General features: G+C 40.2%; 15 protein-coding genes. 5 read left to right on the top strand and 10 right to left on the bottom strand.

What is annotated here, in order from left to right:
• Positions 1-13: 13 nt before the first annotated feature.
• The 9 genes from WC622_RS02800 to WC622_RS02760 all read right to left on the bottom strand — a co-directional run bounded on the left by WC622_RS02800 (position 14) and on the right by WC622_RS02760 (position 12,797).
• Entirely contained in the window at positions 14-577 is a 564-nt protein-coding gene (locus WC622_RS02800; RefSeq protein WP_090993203.1) for an AraC family transcriptional regulator, read from the bottom strand.
• Between the two features lie 113 nt (positions 578-690).
• The gene (locus WC622_RS02795; protein WP_372817066.1) at positions 691-903 is read right to left on the bottom strand and encodes a heavy-metal-associated domain-containing protein; all 213 of its coding nucleotides are present in this window, start codon (positions 901-903) and stop codon (positions 691-693) included.
• A gap of 12 nt (positions 904-915) precedes the next feature.
• A complete protein-coding gene (locus tag WC622_RS02790; protein ID WP_372817064.1) occupies positions 916-3,150 on the bottom strand; it encodes a heavy metal translocating P-type ATPase in 2,235 nt (744 codons plus the stop codon).
• A gap of 1,038 nt (positions 3,151-4,188) precedes the next feature.
• Positions 4,189-6,192, bottom strand: a complete 2,004-nt coding sequence (locus WC622_RS02785) for a heavy metal translocating P-type ATPase (protein ID WP_372817062.1) — start codon at positions 6,190-6,192, stop codon at positions 4,189-4,191.
• 15 nt (positions 6,193-6,207) lie between these two features.
• Positions 6,208-6,384, bottom strand: a complete 177-nt coding sequence (locus WC622_RS02780) for a hypothetical protein (RefSeq protein WP_372817060.1) — start codon at positions 6,382-6,384, stop codon at positions 6,208-6,210.
• 54 nt (positions 6,385-6,438) lie between these two features.
• A complete protein-coding gene (locus WC622_RS02775; RefSeq protein WP_372817058.1) occupies positions 6,439-6,852 on the bottom strand; it encodes a Fur family transcriptional regulator in 414 nt (137 codons plus the stop codon).
• Positions 6,852-8,039, bottom strand: a complete 1,188-nt coding sequence (locus WC622_RS02770) for an efflux RND transporter periplasmic adaptor subunit (protein WP_372817056.1) — start codon at positions 8,037-8,039, stop codon at positions 6,852-6,854. The genes WC622_RS02775 and WC622_RS02770 overlap by 1 nt, the downstream gene beginning before the upstream one ends.
• Position 8,040: 1 nt before the next feature.
• Positions 8,041-12,411: a CusA/CzcA family heavy metal efflux RND transporter gene (locus WC622_RS02765; RefSeq protein ID WP_372817054.1), complete on the bottom strand. Its 4,371-nt coding sequence runs from the start codon at positions 12,409-12,411 to the stop codon at positions 8,041-8,043.
• 68 nt (positions 12,412-12,479) lie between these two features.
• Positions 12,480-12,797, bottom strand: coding sequence for a DUF6660 family protein (locus WC622_RS02760; RefSeq protein ID WP_372817052.1), 318 nt, complete (start codon positions 12,795-12,797; stop codon positions 12,480-12,482).
• Between the two features lie 432 nt (positions 12,798-13,229).
• On the opposite strand from WC622_RS02760, the gene WC622_RS02755 reads away from it, so the two are divergent.
• A complete protein-coding gene (locus WC622_RS02755) occupies positions 13,230-14,090 on the top strand; it encodes a Cthe_2314 family HEPN domain-containing protein (protein ID WP_372817050.1) in 861 nt (286 codons plus the stop codon).
• Positions 14,091-14,124: 34 nt separating this feature from the next.
• Positions 14,125-14,958, top strand: coding sequence for a DUF2971 domain-containing protein (locus tag WC622_RS02750; RefSeq protein WP_372817048.1), 834 nt, complete (start codon positions 14,125-14,127; stop codon positions 14,956-14,958).
• 48 nt (positions 14,959-15,006) lie between these two features.
• Here the strand turns inward: WC622_RS02750 and WC622_RS02745 are convergent, their stop codons facing one another.
• Positions 15,007-15,261 (bottom strand): hypothetical protein, encoded by a 255-nt coding sequence (locus WC622_RS02745; protein ID WP_372817046.1) that lies wholly within the window; start codon positions 15,259-15,261, stop codon positions 15,007-15,009.
• Between the two features lie 372 nt (positions 15,262-15,633).
• On the opposite strand from WC622_RS02745, the gene WC622_RS02740 reads away from it, so the two are divergent.
• The 3 genes from WC622_RS02740 to WC622_RS02730 all read left to right on the top strand — a co-directional run bounded on the left by WC622_RS02740 (position 15,634) and on the right by WC622_RS02730 (position 18,916).
• Entirely contained in the window at positions 15,634-16,866 is a 1,233-nt protein-coding gene (locus WC622_RS02740; protein WP_372817044.1) for a hypothetical protein, read from the top strand.
• Positions 16,867-17,049: 183 nt separating this feature from the next.
• Positions 17,050-17,808 (top strand): Cthe_2314 family HEPN domain-containing protein, encoded by a 759-nt coding sequence (locus WC622_RS02735; protein WP_372817042.1) that lies wholly within the window; start codon positions 17,050-17,052, stop codon positions 17,806-17,808.
• 280 nt (positions 17,809-18,088) lie between these two features.
• A complete protein-coding gene (locus tag WC622_RS02730) occupies positions 18,089-18,916 on the top strand; it encodes an endonuclease (RefSeq protein WP_372817040.1) in 828 nt (275 codons plus the stop codon).
• The last annotated feature ends 3 nt before the right edge of the window (positions 18,917-18,919 follow it).

The raw sequence follows: 18,919 nt of genomic DNA, 5'->3' as shown, positions 1-18,919 counted from the left end.
AAAATCATATCTGTTATATACTATCCAGTGGCTTTCGGTTATTTACTTCTAGTGATCTGAACTCCCTTGGGGATATACCAGTTACAGACTTGAACTGATTGGACAAGTGTGCACTACTGCTATAACCCATTTGCCAGGCAATCTCATTTAAGTTCAGCTCCCCATATTGAAGGAGTTCCTTAACTTTTTCAATTTTCTGCTGGATAATAAATTTTTCGATCGTGATATCTTCACTTTCCGAAAACAACCTACTTAAGTAACCATAATCCCGGTGCAATCGGTCGCTGAGCACCTCACTGAATAAGACGTGAAATTCTGGTTGTGTAGAGTGGTGTATTAGTTCAACAATGATGTTTTTGATCCGTTCAACCAGCTTATCCTTGTCCCTATTGATAAGTTCAAATCCCAAAATTTTAAGGGAAGCGGAAATTTTACTCAACATTTCCTCCGATGGTTCGGGAGACACAATGGCCTGTCCAAGTGAAATATCCTCAACCTGAAGATCGTGGTGCTGAAGCTGTTGTGTTACTACCGAAATACAACGGTCACACACCATGTTTTTTATTGATAACAACATACTAATAGGTTAGATTAAATGCTAATATACGCTTTGTTTCAACGGCATAATTATCAACGGCAAGACCATCAAATTGATAGCCAAATGATGTTCTTGCCAAAATGAAAACCGGATTAAATTTTTTCTGCCTTGTAACCAGCCTCTTCAAGCGTGTCGATGATCTGATCGGTATCGATTCCCTGCTTTACCTCCACCGTTAATATCTTGTCGGGGTTCTGCGTGTCAACTTCCCATTTTTTAATAGCTGAAAGATTGTTCAGGTGAGGAGTAACGGCAGCTATACAGCCACCACATTTGATATTTGTTTTGAATTTTAATGTTTCCATGATTGTGATTGTTTATATAAGTTTAGAAAATTTTAACCGAAGGCTGTTGCTTACCACCGAGACCGAGCTTAATGCCATTGCAGCACCTGCAATCATAGGATTTAAAAGGAAGCCGTTAAGCGGATACAAAATTCCTGCAGCAATCGGGATACCGATAAGGTTATAAATAAATGCCCAAAATAGATTTTGGCGTACAGTCCTAACGGTAAGTTTAGATAACCTAAGTGCCTTGGGTACCTGTAAAAGGTCAGATGAAACCAAGGTAATCTTGGCAACATCGATTGCAATATCTGATCCTTTGCCCATTGCGATCGAGACATCTGCCTGTGCCAGGGCGTGGCTATCGTTGATGCCATCACCGATCATGGCAACTATTTTCCCCTGTGATTGAAGTTCCTTAACGAAATCGGCCTTATCAGATGGCAATACTTCAGCTCTGAAATCTTTAATTCCAACTTGTTTCGCAACGGCAGCGGCAGTTTGCCCGTTATCTCCAGTAAGCATGTAGACCACAATATTCCGCTTTAAAAGTTCTGAGACGGCACGGGCAGAACCCTCTTTGACCTGATCAGCAATGGCAATGGTAGCTAGTACCTTGTTTTCATCGGTAAAATAGATTACCGTCTTCGCTTGTTCTTGAAGCCTGGTCACGGATTTCTCTAAATTCCCTTCAATTTCGATACCAGAATCTTTTAAAATTTTATGGCTGCCTGCCCAGTACCTTTGTCCTTCGAATGTAGCTTGTACACCTTTACCAGTAAGGCTTTCAAAGCCCGTAACCTTGACTGGGTTAACATTCCCTGTTTGCAGATGCCGAACTATGGCTTCCGCAAGCGGATGTTCAGATTGCTGTTCAAGTGCAAATAGGATACCGATAAGTTTTTGCTTGTCAATATCTGTTACGTTTTGCCAATTGAGTTCTGTTACTTCAGGCTTGCCTTTTGTAAGGGTTCCGGTCTTATCTAGAACAACTGCGTTAACCTTATGTCCAAGTTCCAGCGCTTCGGCATCTTTGATCAATATCCCATTTTCTGCACCTTTGCCAACGCCAACCATAATCGCTGTCGGAGTTGCAAGGCCAAGGGCACAGGGACAGGCAATTACCAAAACGGTGACCATAGCCAGCATTCCTTGGGTGAGGGCATTTTCACCACCAACCAATATCCATATTACAAGTGTAAGAAGTGCGATGCCAATCACAATTGGAACAAATATCCCTGCAATTTTATCTACGAGCTTTTGTACCGGGGCTTTAGAGCCTTGGGCATCCTGCACCATTTTTATGATCTGTGCAAGCATGGTTTCGCCACCGACCTTTTGGGCTACAAATCGGAAGCTTCCTTTTTGATTTATAGTTCCTGCAAAGACTTGATCTCCTATATTCTTAGAGACCGCTACAGGTTCTCCCGAAATCATGCTTTCATCTACATAGGAAGTGCCTTCATAGATTTCGCCATCAACAGGAATTTTTTCCCCAGAACGCACAAGTATTTTATCACCGATTGAAATATCAGAGAGCGGAATTTCCTTCTCTCCATTTTCTGCAATAATAAGTACCGTCTTTGGCTGTAGTCCGATCAGTTTTTTGATGGCGGAAGAGGTGTTAGATTTTGCACGTTCCTCGAGCAATTTCCCAAGCATGATAAATACGATGACTACAGCGGCGGCTTCATAATAAACATGTGGATGAAGCCCCCTTTGGTGCCAGAATTCTGGATATAGTGTATTGAAGAGACTGAAAAAGTATGCGATGCCAGTACTCAAGGCAACAAGGGTATCCATATTTGCCCTACCATGCCTTGCCTGTTTCAAGGCGTTAACAAAGAAGCTTTTTCCAAAAATAAAAAGTACTGGTGTAGTCAGTGCCAACATATAGTAGTTCGCATATTGGATATCCATAAAGAACATCCCAATGGCTACTACTGGTAGTGTAAGTATTCCAGATGCTATCATGCGTTTCTTTAGCGAACTATAGTTTTTTTGCTGTACTTCTTCCTGCTTTTTTTTACCGCTTTCAGTATCCATGATCAGATCATAGCCTATCGACTGTACCGCTTTTTGGAAAGCGGTTGGCTGCACCTGTTCCGGATGATAGGAAACCTTCACCGTCTGGGTGGCATAATTGACCTCTGCTTTCTCAACTCCCTGCTGAGCGCCTATCATACTTTCCACGCTGTTTGCACAGGCAGCACAGGTCATCCCCAGAACTGGGAGGGAAAGGGTTTGTATATCGTTTTGCATTTTCATTATCCAATGTTTGATTAAGCAAAGTTAAGGAGACATTGGTCTTTGAATTTTACAGGATTTTGTGAAAAAGTTGTATAATTCCACAATAGTTATCTGATTTAAGATTGACTGTATCTTCATAAAATTTCAATACATTATTGCTACATATTTTTGTCACAATTCCCTTTAAGCCAAAGTATTTTAATTGGAATTCAATCTTATTGGAATACAATTACGTTATTTGTTTTATGAAGCCGATCGCCTTACTTCTGGTTGCCTGCATTTTGCTGCTTTCATCTCTTCAGGGGAATGGTGCAATTATGCGTTCAACTTCGGTTTCGGGTTGCTGTAAGCAAGGATCTTGCAACCTCGAAAAACAAACCAGCAAGAACAGTGGATGTGATAGTAAGGCGTGCAATAGAATGGCATCTTGCAGCCAGTGTGGTTTCATCATATCTGAACAGCTACTGTTCCAAGGTATTTTTACATTGGGCAACGTTAAGTCTACGCCACTTGCAACAATTGGTATTGTTAGTGGATATACACAGACTGGTTGGCACCCTCCAAAAGCTTAATAATAACTCCGTACATCTACCAGTACCCGTAAATATTATTAAACATTTAAATCAAAAATCATGAAAAAGTTTCTTTTCGCCACAATGGTGATGTCATTATCTATATTTTCTATTTCTTATGCTAACACCCCTTGCTGTAATAGCAAGATGAACAGTTGCACAAAGTGTTCAAAAACTTGTGGAAAGCCAAACTGCATGGATACCTGTAGCAAGGCATGTAAAGCATCAGGCGAATGCAAAAAGACCTGTAAATAACAGTGAAAAGCCGGGTACTCCCCGGCTTTTTTATTCCAAACTTATTTAGTGAACTGGTTATCAGTTGAAAATATGCACTTTAAAAACGTGCAACAGTTTCATCATTACTGCGATGCCAAGAATAATCCACATCATCCAAAATAAAGTCATTTTTACGATGTAAGCGGTTGTTGGCTTTCTTCTCGAAAGCTTTCTGCTTTTAAGCTTTTTGACCATGGCAATTGCTAGACTAGATGTGCTTACGCTGGATCCTGATTGCATTTAATATCGCCAGAAATGCTACGCCCACATCTGCGATTACAGCTTCCCAAAGATTAGCAACACCAAAGGCACCCAGCGAAAGCACCGCAACCTTTACTGCCATCGCAAGGATGATGTTCTGCCAAACAATGTTGCGTGTAAGTTTTCCAATCTTCAATGCTAAAACAATCTTCACAATTTGATCATTCTGGATTACAATATCAGCTGTTTCAATTGCCGCATCACTTCCCAAACCGCCCATTGCAATTCCTGCATCAGCAAGAGCAATAACAGGTGCATCATTGACACCGTCGCCAACAAATGCAATATGCCTACCTTCTTTTATCAGCGCCTCAACCTTTTCAACCTTTCCCTCTGGCAACAGGTCGCCAAACGCCTCGTCAATCCCCAGTTTTTTCGCTACCTGATCTACTACTGATTGTTTGTCGCCAGATAGCATTACCGTTCTAATATTAAGGTCATGCATCATTTTAATTCCCTTAGATGCATCTTCCTTAATTTCATCTGCAATGGTAATATAGCCAGCGTATTTTTTATTGATCGCAATTACCACTATAGTATCTACAATTTCTTCGACCTCTTTTGGATAATCTACCTTATATTTTTTCAGTAATTTTATATTTCCCGCTAACACTTCTTTGCCATCCACTTTTCCTCTCAAACCATGTCCTGAAATTTCTTCCACAGCAGTTGCTTTCCCGCTATCAGCTTCTTTTCCGGCATATTCAATAATGGCCTGTCCAACTGGATGTGTTGAATTTTTTTCGAGTATTGCCGCGAGCTTAACCAATTCCTTTTCAGTAATTCCCTCAGGTACTACCTTCTGGACCTTGAAGACTCCTTTTGTAAGCGTACCAGTCTTGTCCATTACAATTGTGTTGATCTTTGTCATCACGTCCAAGAAGTTTCCGCCCTTAAATAAGATTCCATTTTTGGAAGCTAGCCCAATACCACCGAAATATCCCAGCGGAATAGAAACCACAAGTGCACAAGGACAACTGATTACAAGGAAAACAAGGGCCCTGTACAACCAATCGTTGAAAACATAATTCTCTACTACAAAATAGGGAACTAGAGCCAGAGCTAGTGCTAGAAAGAACACTATCGGAGTATAAATTTTTGCAAATTTTGAGATGAAAAGCTGGGTCTGTGATTTTCTCGCAGAAGCATCCTGTACCATCTCTAATATCTTGCTCAATTTGCTATCCTTAAATAGAGCCGTTACTTCAATTTCCGAAACTGTATTTAAGTTGATCATTCCGGCAAGAACTGCTTCGCCTTTATATTTACTATCTGGGCGACTTTCACCTGTGAGTGCGGCAGTATTAAAAGAGCCTTTATCCGAAACAAGTTTGCCATCAAGTGCTACTTTTTCACCCGCCTTAACCTGAATAATTTCTCCCAGTTTTACTTCCGCCGACGGAACGACCTGGGCTTTTTCGTCCCTTATCACCGTCACTTCGTCAGGCCTAATATCTAGAAGTGCTTTGATGCTCGCGGTTGCCCGGTCAACAGCCGAATCCTGAAACCACTCTCCAATGGAGTAAAATACCATTACAGCTACTCCCTCTGAATATTCGCCAATATAGAATGCACCTAAGGTGGCAACGCTCATCAACACAAATTCATTGAAAATATCGCCTCTAATTGCCTTGCGAAATGCCAAGCCTAGTACACTCCAACCTGCCAACAAAAAGGCTACACTATTCACGCCAAGTGAAACCCATTTGGAAAGCTTAACGCCAAAGCCATAGTCCATAACCAATACACAGACCAAGATTAAAAGTCCTATTAATAGGCCAAGATGTTGCTTCCACTGCGGCTTATGTGGATCAGCATGGCCATGGTCATGTTCGTCCTCTTCTTCATCTGAATGTTCAGGTTTCTTTATTTTTGGCAAAGCCTTTGCATCCTTAACAGGGTGCTTGGTCTTTACGTTTTTCTTATCGTCGTTTTCGCAACAGTCTTTCATAACGGTATTTAATATTTATCCCTCAGAATCCATGAACCAGTTTTCTGCCTGCTCAATCGCATTTTTTAAAGCTGACCTTCGATCTGCCTTCATTTCTTCTGACATGGCCTCTAAAATTTCTAATACTTTTACCTTAACCGCAGGCTTCAGATCTTTTAATTCCACGTCGATATTTTCGAATTGATTATCCATGTTTTTAATTAATAACAAAATTAAACCATAATCTGTGCAATCGTATTGCAAACATTAGCTTCCACAGTTTCCACATATTCCTTTAACAATCAGTTGGGTTTCTAAAGACTGATACCCCTTGGGTAATTTAATCTCCGGTATAATCGTTTTTGGAAGGCAATGAGTTTCCCTGCATTCGGTACAATAAAAATGCAGATGGAGATCATGGTGTCCTTCTATATCACATCCTGATGCACAAAGTGCAAATTTGGTAATACCACTTCCGTCTTCAATTCGATGCACCAGCCCATTTTCTTCAAAAGTCCTTATGGTTCTGTAAAGCGTAACCCTATCGGTACGCTCCATTTTGAGTTCCATATCTGTAAGGCTCTGGGCAGATGATTGCCCAAGCAAAAAATCCAGAACAACCAACCGCATAGCGGTTGGCTTTATATTTTTTTCTGTAAGTTTAGACTCTAAGTGTTTCATTATTCTTCTTCCGCTCCACCAGCTGATTTTGACTGGAGATAAAATGCGCCCTTTGTTATTACCTTAGCATTTTTTGGCAACTCTTCAAGGAAGATAATTTGAACATATCCCTGCTCAACAACACCAGTTTTCACCTCTGTTTTTACAAAATGGAAGACGTTTGCCTTACTTTCTTTTTCGCTTGTTACGACAAAAATATATTGTTTTCCCTCTGATCGAACAACCGCATCAACAGGAAGTGCCGCCGTAAGTTTGCTTCCCGTACTGATCAGTGCTGTAACATACATGCCAGGGATTAAGTTCTTATTTCCCACATTATCAATAACCGCATGAACAATCACACCTTTGCTTTCATTCTCAAATGATTTATTGATACCATTAATTCGTCCGCTGATCAATTGGTTTTCTTGATTGGTCAATTGGAAACTTACTTTCTGTCCAACACGTACAGCCATCAGATCTTTCTCAAATACAGTAAGGTCGCAATGTATCTTTGAGTTATCTACAACTTCCATAATTGATGTGCCGGGCTGAACAAACGCCCCTGTATTTGCCGTAATCTGACCAACTGTACCGTTAATTGGAGATAGCACGGGGAATTGGGAAACAATCTTGCCCTTAGCAATACTAGATGGAGAAACCCCAAGTTGTTGAAGCTGGCTTTCGTAGGCGTGCAATCTTGACTTTTCAGCATTGTAGGTCGCTTGTGCAGATTGAAATGATTTACCCGTTCCAGCATCAGCGGCCTGTAATTGTTTTTGACGTTCATACTCTGCCTGTACATAGGTGAAGCTATTCATACTCGCCAAATAATCCTGCTGAATTTTAATCAAATCCTGATTGTTGATTGTAGCCAGCACCTGTCCTTTTCTTACTTGTTGTCCCTCTAGCACGTTAATTCGGGTAATAATTCCTCCTGAAAGGATGCTTACATCCGCCTTATTCTGAGGCGGAACAGCTAATTGCCCATTCGCCTTAACAACAGCGTCTAAGTTCTTCTGTTCGATTTCACCGATGGTAATCCCAACGGTTTTCATTTGCTCGCTTGTAAGTTCAAGACCACTTGTTTCTTCATTTGCCTCCTCAGTAGGAGCCTCCCTTTTTGCATTTTCTTTTTGACCATTTGAACATGCCACAAACAGCATGATTAAGACAGAAAAGAGGTATTTTATTTTAGACTGATACATTTTAGTTTCCTTTTAAATATTGTAATTGAATAGCAGATTGATTAAGCTGGCTTAGCGCCTCGATGTAGGCAAGCTTGGTCTGAACGGCACCAGATATATGTTGTATGTACTCTATATATCCAATTTCTCCAAGATTGAACGAAACTTGGGCAATTCTCGACTGTTCATCGGCCAATTTAAGTCCTGAGCTTTTATAATAATCAACCAGTTTTTTGAACGTGTTATAATGTTCAAGTTCCTGTTTATAGGCCAAGATGATCTGAGACTGTGTGTTTTCAAGATTGGACTTGGCAATTTCGACACCAATTTTCTCTGCGTTTATCCTTGAACGGTTTGCACCATTAAAAATTGGAACTGAAACACCCAGTTGGATCCCAGCTATACGTGTGCCAGGTGAATAGGTTCTCGAAATATTTGCGGGATTAAAACCAGAAATCACCAATTGCTGGCTATATCCCACAGTTAGTTCGGGCAATGATTTTGATCTTTCAACTGCAAGTCTAGAGTTTGCAACTTCTATGTTTTGCATTTCAATTCTAGTTTGCAAGTTTGCTGAAGGGTCAATCATAGTCATAACAGGTAAAGTAGCAATAAGATTTTCTTCAGCTACTTGCAAAGCACCATCAATATTTAATAGCTGTTTTAAAGTGGATTCACTATTTTTCAGCTCTGCTTCTGCATTGGTTTTTAGCGCTTGCACTTCTTGGAACTTTGTAGTTGCACTGATCAGTTCCAATTTTGATGTTTCTCCAGCTTTTAATCTTATTTCTGCCTTCTTTACAAAATTGCTATAGATACTATCTTGAAACTTCAGCACACGCATAGTTTCTCTGTTCAAAAGATAACTATACCATGCATTTTTAACATTTCTGATTATTTCCGATTCTAGGGAACGATTGGTCCGTTCTGCCAAAATTGTTTGTTGGTTCAATAGCTTACGGTTATTCTTATAAAGCCCGGGCCATGCAATATTCTGGCTGATGCCTATGGAATTATCCATGTTTCCCCCGCTTGTTGGATCCTGGGTCAGTAGCAACTCTGTTTTTGGAATATCGGTAGCAGATTTTTGGAGCGAGCGTGACTGTTCTATGGTAAGCCTTGAAGTCTTTAACTGTATATTTTGCTTCAAAGCCTTTGAAATGGCGCTATCCAATGTCAATAGCTCAGTTTGCTGTGCCTTTGATGGAACTGCGAAACACGAAAGAAAACCTATGATAAATAATAAAGCAATTGGTTTTGGAATAGAAACCTTAATGCGCTCTTTTTTGTTGAACAAAAGGTAAAGACATGGTAGTACAAATAAGGTCAATAAAGTTGCCGTAATCAGCCCCCCGATAACCACTGTTGCCAGTGGCTTTTGAACTTCGGCACCTGCACTTGATGATAATGCCATCGGCAGAAATCCAAGTGAAGCTACGCAAGCTGTCATCAGTACGGGACGTAATCTTGTTTTTGTTCCCTCCAATACACGTTGGTAAATATCAGTCATTCCTTCGTCCCGAAGTTGGTTGAAATATCCGATAAGTACTATGCCGTTGAGTACTGCAACGCCAAAAAGAGCAATAAAACCGACTCCAGCGGAAATGCTGAATGGCATTCCACGCAGTAAAAGTGCCGCTATTCCTCCAATTGATGCAAGCGGAACAGCGGTAAAAATAAGTAGGCTATCTTTTACAGACCTGAAAGTCACATACAACAATAACAGGATTAGAATTAGGGCTGCCGGAACTGCAATAGATAGTCTGGTTTTGGCAGCCTGCAGGTTTTGGAACTGACCACCATAAGTAATATAATATCCGCTAGGCAGCTTAAGTTCGCTATCTAGTTTTTCCTGTATTTCCTTAACGGTAGTTTCCACATCTCTTCCCTTAACATTAAACCCAACATATATTCTTCTGTTTCCACCTTCTCTTGAAATCTGGGCAGGCGCATCTTTGAAGTCAATGGAAGCAACTTGATTAAGAGGGACTTTGTTCCCTGATGGCAGGGGAACTAATAGATTTTCTACTCCAGCAATATTTTCGCGAAGTTCCCTGTTCAGCCTAATTACCATATCGAAACGTTTTTCTCCTTCAAATACAACTCCTGTAACACTACCTGCAAAAGCTGTTTTAAGAATCATATTTACATCGCCAATATTAAGTCCATATTGAGCCATTTTATCACGGTCATAAGAAACCTGTATCTGTGGAAGGCCATCTACCTTTTCTATGAATGGCTCATCAACACCTTCTACCGGAGAAATTATTTTTGCTATTTTATTTGCTTGTACTGCCAGCACCTCAAGGTCATTGCCATAGATTTTAATAGCCACATCTTGTCTTATGCCCGTCATCAGTTCATTAAACCGCATTTGCATAGGCTGGGAAATCTCAACATTTATTCCTGGGATCAGGGAAAGTTTTTCTTCCATTTTCTCCATCATTTCTTCTCGCGAACCTGCTGATTTCCATTCTTTTTTTGGTTTCATTGAAAGCATCATATCTCCTCTTTCCATTGGCATTGGATCGGTTGGAATTTCCGAACTTCCGATACGTGTTACCGCCTGTTTGATCTCTGGAAATTTACTCTTCAGTATTTTTTCTGCCTTGCCGAATGTACTTACAACCTCTGTAAGTGATGTGCCCTGTGCCATTGAAATTTCCACAGTTAAATCTCCTTCTTCTAAAGTGGGAATGAATTCTCCACCCATATTTGAGAATGCCCATATAGAAATGGCGAATATTAATACTATCAAGCCAACAGTTAGTTTTTTCACTTTTAAAATACCAGTAAGGGCACGTTGATATATCCGCTGCAAAAATTCTATCAACCTATCGGAAATATTTCGTTTCGGAGTAGTATTCTTACTTAGAAAAAGCGCACTAGCCATTGGCACGTATGTCAAAGACAGGATGAAGGCACCCAAGATTGCAAATGCTACAGTCTGTGCCATAGGCTTGAACATTTTGCCTTCTATCCCGATAAGAGATAATAATGGTAGATAAACAATGAGGATAATGATTTGCCCAAATGCAGCAGACTTCATAAGCTTACTTGCACTTTCTTTAACCTCACTGTCCATTTGTGCTGAAGTAAGCTTCAAAATCCCTTCCTTCCTGTATCTGCCAGTTGTAATGTGGTGCACCACACTTTCAACAATGATAACAGCACCATCTACAATGAGCCCAAAATCGATAGCCCCTAAGCTCATCAGGTTTCCAGAAACGCCAAATAGCTGCATCATAGAAAAGGCAAAAAGCATGGCAAGTGGTATTACTGATGCCACTACCAGTCCAGCACGCCAATTTCCCAATAAGAGAACGAGTACAAATACCACAATCAGTGCACCTTCTAAAAGGTTCTGTTTAACCGTTCCGATTGCACGGCCTACAAGTTCGGTACGATCGATAAATGGCTCTATGACTACACCCTCTGGCAATGACTTTTGGACTTGGGACATTCTTTCCTTAACATTTTTAATGACCTCGCTGAAGTTTTCGCCCTTGAGCATCAAGGTTACGCCTGCTACAACTTCACCCTCGCCATTACGGGTAACTGCTCCGTATCGTGTAGCACTTCCAAATTGTACAATGGCAACGTCTCGGATCAGAATTGGTGTACCTCCTATATTTTTGACAACAATTTTTCGGATGTCTTCAAGATTTTGAACCTGTCCAAGACCTCGGATGAAATAGGCATTTTTTTGTTGTTCGATATATGAACCGCCAGTATTTTCATTGTTTTTTTCAAGGGATTCATAGATTTCTGGAATGGTGATCCCTAAAGAATTAAGCTTGTCATTGTCCAAGGCAATTTCATACTGCTTCACATATCCGCCCCAGCCACTCACCTCTGCAACACCAACCGTTCCTGCAAGTTGTGTTCTTACCAACCAATCCTGTAAGGTTCTTAGGTCGGTAGCTGAGTATTTGTTTTCATACCCTTTTTTCGTGTGGATCACATATTGGTATATCTCTCCGAGTCCTGTTGTAATCGGTGCAAGCATCGGTTCGCCCAAGCCGGATGGTATAGAATTCTCTGCTTCTTTGAGCTGTGCATTTACTTGTGACCTTGCCCAATAGATATCGACGTTGTCCTTGAATACGATTGTGATTACAGATATTCCAGATCGGGAAATAGAACGTTTTTCTATAATGCCCGATATATTTGCCATCGAAAGCTCAATGGGAGCCGTGATAAATTGCTCAACTTCCTGGGCTCCAAGGCTGGGTGCCTGGGTAATAATTTGAACCTGATTATTTGTAATATCAGGTTGGGCATCGATTGGTAGATGATAGGCAGAGTAAATGCCTATCAATACTAACGCAAGGGTTGCTAGGCCAATAGTTATTTTGTTCTTTATGGAGAACGAGATTATTTTTTCAAACATGGAAATTTTATTAATACGTAGAGATAGCCTAACAGAAAATCTGGAAGGCAACAATTAGAATTTACGTATTAGGCAATTTGGGGAGGCTGGTAGATCTCCAAGATCTGCTCGGCGATTACTGGCATCCTATATTCGGCATACTGTGGTTGAACTTGATAAACAACTACACCAAAAGTCTTAGATGGGATAAAATCCCGTGAAACTGAACAGCATGAACAGGTACAAAATGGAGGACAGGTTTCAAGTCCAGTATGTTCAACACCTTTTGCTTGTTTCCCGATGGTTGAAACATTTGTATTTGCACCGCTAAAATCCTCCTTATCCTGACATGGCATCAGTGTAAGAAGGGCCATATAAAGGCTGAATATGATGGCTAGGTATTTCATCCGTAACAAATGTAGGAAATATTTCCGTCTGCCAAAATTTGAAAGTCTTCGATTTATGTTAGAAAGCTACAAAATGGAAATTGACTGACTTTTGGCTGAGCAAATTAGCGAATAATGCCCATATATTTGGAAATCAAAATTTTACGAACCATTTATATAGATTGCAATATTCTCCACAACTTCCACGCTACTCTGGTAAGAATTATGCAAATATCGAAACATTTCCTGACTGGTTTGCGTAGAATCGTGGATTTGCAATTATAATTTTTTGAGTCCAAAATTTACTTCTGCCCCGTAGGATTAGGGCTAGAGATTTCAACATCTGCTGCACTTACGATTCAAACGCCTAACTTAGTTTCAAGTAATTGCGCAAATTGCTTTTTAAGTAATCATTAGCAAGCACATATTATTGCTCAAATTCCAATATAGACCATGATAGAGATTAACAGTGGTGGTGAAAAGGTAATCTTCACATACGGGAAGAATGACTTTCTCATGAATTATTTTTCCGAGCGCCTGCAGGAAGACCTCACTGGTGCGCAAAAGGATTTCGATAAAAGGCCGGGTTATGTGCAAGGCGAAAATAATCACCATTTATTGGAAGAGGATGAGAAATATACAACCAGAATTTTTCGCATCCAGTCGAGATTAGCCACAACCAGTGAACAGCTGCTTCATATCAGACTATATGTCAACCGATATCCCTTTCGTAAACACTACATGTCTCAGGGCATTTCTCAGCTGGAATACATACAATATCACATGGAGGCATTGTATCATAAGGTACATACCATTCATGAGATTATGTTATTAATGATCAATGAGGTCTTTAGCTTAAATCTTCCTGAGATGAAATGCAGATGGCCAAATCTCACAAAGAAGTTAGACGCTACCGAAAAGCCTATGAAATTTGCACATACCTATTTTAAGACCTTCGAAAATCTAATTGGGCTAAGACATTTGAACAGCCATAGGGGCTACTATGAAGATGAAGAAAAGGACAAAATTGATTTGTATTATGGCGTCTTCTTCTATAAAGAGGAAGCGAAAGGTTTAAAAATGAACGAAGATCTAAAAAAAATGTTTCCGCCTGCTTTGACCCGTTATAAGCTGATTGAATTCAAAAAACAAAAAGTGGAATTAATTGATTTGATCATCAAGGAAAATGAGAAACTTCTACACAAATTCCTAGAGTCTCTACTACCTGTTTACGAAGCTCAACTTCACCAAATCCTGGGTCATGAAAAACAGTCGAAACTAAGGCAACTGTTTAAACAATCAATTAAAAAATAAACTCAGCTTTTAGTCAAAAAATATTATCTAAATTATGAATGCCAATGAGTTATCTCTCCCAGAAACGATTTATAAATACCGGTCATACGAGGGAATAAATAGTGAACGTAATTTCGGAACACAGGCGCTTACCGCGTTCAAATTGTTTGCTTCATCAGCTAAGCATTTCAACGACCCATTTGACAACGCGATGCCATTCCTATATACAGACGAGAGCTTCACTCTTGACCTGTTTACGCAAAAATACCTTAGAGATCATCCGCTTCGGGACAAACGTTCCCATATAGACTTGTTAATGGATGCAACGGAGCGGTATAACTACATCAAAACTTATCCTGAAAAACACTGGAGGGAAAATAAAGATATGGTCAATCAAATGGACAATGAATTTTATGGTATACTTTCACTGACCCAAAAAAGCGATAACCTGTTGATGTGGAGCCATTACGCCAACTTTCATAAAGGGTATTGTATCGGTTGGGACGCAGTGGGTCTGATGACGTTTATAGGTAACACCTATCAACAATATGGATGCAAAATCGGGCCTGTTGATTACAGGGATGAATACCCGAGGTTAACGTTCCAGATTGATCGTGACATCGGATCAACTATCCACAGATGTTTCGGCAAGCATTCCTGCTGGGATTATGAAAAAGAATATCGGGTCGTTTTAAACAATAAGGCTGACCATATCATTACCTATCCGAAAGAACTTATTTCTGAAATCTATTTGGGTTGTAATATGTCAGGGCAACACAGGGAGGAGATAAAGCATTTCCTACGCAAGGAGAAACTAAGCCCAAAACTTTATCAAATGGAAATGAGCTATAACCGGTTTGGGCTTGAAGACAGTGAAGTAGCTTATTGACAGAAGGATATTTATAGAACAAGGGCCACAGAAACTGGTAAAACCACACTAGTTGTTTTCTGTGATGATGCTTTCCCGAACTTCCAGCAGGTGCCGACTCAATTCACCATCATCCTGCTTTTCTTTTAGCCAATCGTACTCGTAAACTAAACTATACGTTTTTCCAAATCCATATTTTCCCTCAATGGTAATGGTCATGGGTTCTCCTTCGTCATTGACACCGCCCCTGATCACTTCAAGACCAGTTAAGGTAGTATTCAAATTGAACTCTATTAATTCTTTAATTTGATCATATCTTGTCATAGCTTCCGATTTATACAAATCTACAGAAAATAGGGAAAGTTGTTTATTTAAACCGCTTTAATAGAATCAACACCCTTATTTGCTGAATAACAGCATCCCCCGAAATATCCACTTAGGATGGATGAAATTGCATGGATTTCTACTTAAATGCTCTTCTAGGGTTTTATTTTCAATTTCCCATTCTTGTTTTATTCAAATTTTTATTTTACTTTCGGGATAGGAAGCAAGCTCCCCAGTTGTGAGTGACTGAAAGGCAAGATTTTAAAACCATTGACATACCCATTAACAGCAAATTTTATAACCGGCTGGCACAGGTTGTCTTTAAACATTCACGGCACCGATTTTAGTCCTGCCATAAAATAAAATATTGCTATGCAACACGACATTACAAAAGAATGCGCGGATTCTCTGCGTTCATTCGCTCTAAACCATTTTGGGTTTCAATTAAAATCATCGCACGCGCATGAATTGTTCGCGGCTTACATGGGCTATGGATCCCGCGCGGCTTTATTAGCGGACAAAAAAAGTCCGATTACCAATATAAGCCAGGCAGAGTTTATCGTTTTACAGCCTATTGCATTTATCAAAAAGCGTTGCAGGGAACTTGGGCTTTCAGAAGAATTTATTAGTGGCTTGACAACAGGTCATAAGCACCCAATGCTTTTGGAAAAGTGGTTTTTTAACAAGATATGGCCAACCTTTGAATTTCTGGCAATGAATCTTGCAGTAGACGGCATCAATTCCAGGGGCAGGATTTTTGCCGATCAAAAAGTTCAGCGTGAGGGCGTAAAGGTAGAGCCCTACCAAGACGGGATTGACTTAAAGGTACTTAATGAATATGTATCGCCAAGCCGGGTGCTTTCGGGTCAGCCGGGGATACGGGGCGTGGTCGACTTGATCAAGCTTACGCGCGTAGCTGGACATGTTGGTTATGTTAAGGCAGCTCATCATTGGACTGAAGGAGAGACTTTGGAAGCAGCGATTGAAAAACTGGAGAACAGCGGCGGTCAGTCACTTGTTATTCAAAGGCCTGGTGGAGCTGAACTTGAAAGCTCACGATTGTTTGAGCTTAGCTTTGCTGACTGGCTTGCAAAACATAAAAACAGGAATTCGCCGCTCGGAGACCTGGCAAATAAACGTGGGTTCACCATTAAAGGCGATGGATGGCCAACCTATGATAATTTACAGGCTTACAAGGATCATTTGGGTATAGGTGACCAACCAAGGGGCACTACGAATGCTCTGGAAAAGGCCTGGAAAACCTACGAAAATTTTTTGAAAAGAAAACTCTCGGGAAATCCCGTCAGGAAGGTGTCAAAGCCGGCTGTGAAAAAGTCAGCCTCAAGACCCATCGTATTTGTTAAAAATGTCAAGCCGCTCCATTTTACTAAACGGACGGTTGAGAAATTTATAGCTGGCGATGAGGCCTGGATTTCATGGGATGCGAGAAAAGCTATCCCGGTCACAGTGACAGAAGTGGATGAGCGGTACTATACATTCACAATAGAGCGACCCTTAAAAAATGCCGGGAATGAACACTATTTGAGGTTAGATGAAGTACGCAGTACGCCAGAGTTGGCCTGCATAAACTGTGTAACCCTTTAAAGTTCCAAAAAAGAAGCTGGAACAATCATTTCGATCATTCCAGCTTCATATAAATTAACGCTCTCTATTATAAATACGCATCATTGAGCAAATTATTTTGTTGAGCTGAAGAAAATTCGATTAAAAAGGATTTATTTTATCAAATTACTCCGCTTTTGATCCTAACTGATAACCCTTAATAATATGGAGAACCACGCTTTCATGAACAAGATGACCGCAATGGGATCACAATTGCTCAAAGATACTGATACTGGTAAAAAATCAACACCTGGGTTCTCTCCAAACAGGGAGTTATTTCGACATGAAGAGTATTTCTACGGTTGCTATCTTGCCGTTGCAGAAGTTTATACAATTTTGAGACAGCTTGATCAGTCAGCTGTGTTTCTGGCAAATTTCCGTTCCTCGAAAACATTAAAGGAAGCCAAGATTTCACGGTTTGAGTACATTATTTACCATTTGGAGAGTCATTTATTGCGAATGACAGGTGTTTTAGACCGGCTCTTGATACTTGTTAATCAGGTATTGCGGATGGGTTTGGAAGACGTCAGCTGCAAATCACATAACATGCTGGTCAGCAAAGACAATAAAAAAGGAAAGCAAACAAACAAAGTAGAAGCCATTGGAGGGCTTTTTGATGCGTTGATGGAAGTTAGCACCTTCATGGATCAATTCAGGGATGAACGAAACTCGGTAGCCCATAGCAAACGGATAAATTTTGAAGACTTAAGAAGGATTGAAATGTACCATATTGTCTATGGTGACACCACTGACCCACAAATACTAAAATGGATGTTTCTTATAAAGCGAGAAACTGACAAGAAAGTCTGGGATTATAAAGCTGAAATGGTCAAATCCAACACAACCCTAAAAACACTGGTTGGAAAAGTCTATGATATACTAGATATGCAGTTCACTGCACATCATAGCAAGCTTAAATCTTAACGTTTGCAACTTAGCCTGCGAGTTTTATGCTGATTCAGGTTTAACAGGAATAGGAACAAGACTTAGATTAAATTCTCGAATTTGTTGGTACCATTTCTGGTAGTCTTCACCCAGTTCCGGCAACTTCCAGGAAATGAAAACCCGAAAGCTCAATATACAAATGTTCATAGAATGCTGAGCAGTTGAGACCGCGGCTGTAACTGATTTCGGGCATCATTGCTAATTGGCTATATGAAACAATTTTGTAATTTACCGTCCTTATCACAAACAGGGAAATAAAATGGCGCTTTATCAATTACCACGTTTAAAAAATGAAAAAAAGTTTGAAGAGTTCATTTGCGACCTGTTCAACGAGATTGAGAATACGGATAGTTTTCAAAACACCGAATATCAGAACTTTGGTGTTAAAGGACAGAATCAAAAAGGGATAGACATATTTTCAGCGAAAACCAAAACAGTTATTCAGTGCAAGTTAAAAGACATCACAAAAAGGGACGAATTGATCCGCAAAAGTCTGATTGAGGATATTCACCTAGATTTGAAAAAAGCATTCGATTTACAGTTTGACATCAATAGGTTTATATTCGTATCAACGTTTCGTGATGACAGCGCACTACAGGAGTTCACGAGCAAACTACAAGACGAAGCCCGCTTGCCTTTCCCACTCTATTACTGGGGATGGGACACTTTGGCGAAATATGCCGAACAGTACGAATCAATTCTGATAAAATATTTTCCCAAGCTTATTCCAAAGGCATCTAAACCACCTAAAAAACCTGCACTAGCATTACCGGAAGGGTCACTTGGGCTTGATCTGCATAAAAAAAATTATATCAGCTACCTCAGTAAAAGATATGGAGACTGGAAACAAATCCAATTCGACCATGAAGGTAATGGCGAAAAATTTAATTGGGCTAGTCACAACAGAAGTCTGATGAACCGTTATCATGCCTCTGGCATCAACTATATTCCTGTTGCATATTTTGATGATCTGGCAGAATACCTCAAAGGAAGGATCGATAAAACCATATTTGGTAAGAGCAAACAATCCAAAGGCCGAAGAAATTATTCTCCAATCGGAGAACACATGAAAGGCATACTGGACTAGCCA

Origin of the sequence: Pedobacter sp., from assembly GCF_041662865.1 — a bacterium.
GTDB lineage: Bacteria > Bacteroidota > Bacteroidia > Sphingobacteriales > Sphingobacteriaceae > Pedobacter.
This window is presented reverse-complemented; position numbering and strand designations above follow the sequence as displayed.

Bases quoted from the DNA above. Each gene is read 5' to 3' on its own strand.
- WC622_RS02765 (WP_372817054.1), bottom strand. From the start codon at position 12,411: ATGTTTGAAAAAATAATCTCGTTCTCCATAAAGAACAAAATAACTATT.
- WC622_RS02800 (WP_090993203.1), bottom strand. From the start codon at position 577: ATGTTGTTATCAATAAAAAACATGGTGTGTGACCGTTGTATTTCGGTA.
- WC622_RS02745 (WP_372817046.1), bottom strand. From the start codon at position 15,261: ATGACAAGATATGATCAAATTAAAGAATTAATAGAGTTCAATTTGAAT.
- WC622_RS02730 (WP_372817040.1), top strand. From the start codon at position 18,089: ATGGCGCTTTATCAATTACCACGTTTAAAAAATGAAAAAAAGTTTGAA.
- WC622_RS02750 (WP_372817048.1), top strand. From the start codon at position 14,125: ATGAATGCCAATGAGTTATCTCTCCCAGAAACGATTTATAAATACCGG.
- WC622_RS02790 (WP_372817064.1), bottom strand. From the start codon at position 3,150: ATGAAAATGCAAAACGATATACAAACCCTTTCCCTCCCAGTTCTGGGG.
- WC622_RS02735 (WP_372817042.1), top strand. From the start codon at position 17,050: ATGGAGAACCACGCTTTCATGAACAAGATGACCGCAATGGGATCACAA.
- WC622_RS02775 (WP_372817058.1), bottom strand. From the start codon at position 6,852: ATGAAACACTTAGAGTCTAAACTTACAGAAAAAAATATAAAGCCAACC.
- WC622_RS02740 (WP_372817044.1), top strand. From the start codon at position 15,634: ATGCAACACGACATTACAAAAGAATGCGCGGATTCTCTGCGTTCATTC.
- WC622_RS02755 (WP_372817050.1), top strand. From the start codon at position 13,230: ATGATAGAGATTAACAGTGGTGGTGAAAAGGTAATCTTCACATACGGG.
- WC622_RS02780 (WP_372817060.1), bottom strand. From the start codon at position 6,384: ATGGATAATCAATTCGAAAATATCGACGTGGAATTAAAAGATCTGAAG.
- WC622_RS02770 (WP_372817056.1), bottom strand. From the start codon at position 8,039: ATGTATCAGTCTAAAATAAAATACCTCTTTTCTGTCTTAATCATGCTG.
- WC622_RS02760 (WP_372817052.1), bottom strand. From the start codon at position 12,797: ATGAAATACCTAGCCATCATATTCAGCCTTTATATGGCCCTTCTTACA.
- WC622_RS02795 (WP_372817066.1), bottom strand. From the start codon at position 903: ATGGAAACATTAAAATTCAAAACAAATATCAAATGTGGTGGCTGTATA.
- WC622_RS02785 (WP_372817062.1), bottom strand. From the start codon at position 6,192: ATGAAAGACTGTTGCGAAAACGACGATAAGAAAAACGTAAAGACCAAG.